Here is a 600-nt window from a genome sequence, read left to right on the forward strand (position 1 = left end):
GAGCTTAGAGACCGCCCAACCTGCCAGGAATGCACAACCGATACTCAACAGCGGACGCTCTTTAATGACGTTTTCTGCGGATTTGGTCGCTTGCTGAATGTTCTCTGCGCCGACTTCCAGCTTCTCTTTGGCATGTTCTTTCATGGCGCCAACAGCTTCTGAAGTGGCTTGCTCTGCAAGGTGGTACGCCTCTTCAAATTGCTCTTGAGGTTTAACTGCGCTTTCTTTTGTATTAGCCATAACTAGCCTCCGTTGATTGAGATTACCTTGGATTAAACGGTTGTGATTCCGCTGAGAAGTAATCTGATAAAAGTGAATTCTTTTCGTTTCCTCGTGAGTGGTATTGCGATTACTGTGCCAAGTTAATAAGTCATTGTTTTTATTGAAATAGAATTCAAATGGCCCCAATCATTGCAAAATGACCTGTAATTATTTCCTTTGAATGGATTCTTATTTGTAATTTTTTCTTATTCCCCACAAGCAATCACGCGCAATTAATAACCACCACCATGCTTACTCCTTATATTATCTGGCATCTCTCACACTCAATATTCATGGCATACAAAATGCTAGATATAAAATGCCACATGAAAAATATTG

At 40.7% G+C, this 600-nt stretch carries 1 protein-coding gene; it reads right to left on the bottom strand.

Features of this window, described 5'->3' with window-relative positions:
• Positions 1-240, bottom strand: a 240-nt coding sequence (locus R7E78_RS28335) for a hypothetical protein (protein ID WP_318058908.1), incomplete at its 3' end; no start/stop codon positions are given.
• Positions 241-600 lie beyond the last annotated feature (360 nt).

Source organism: Vibrio sp. YT-19(2023), assembly GCF_033337395.1.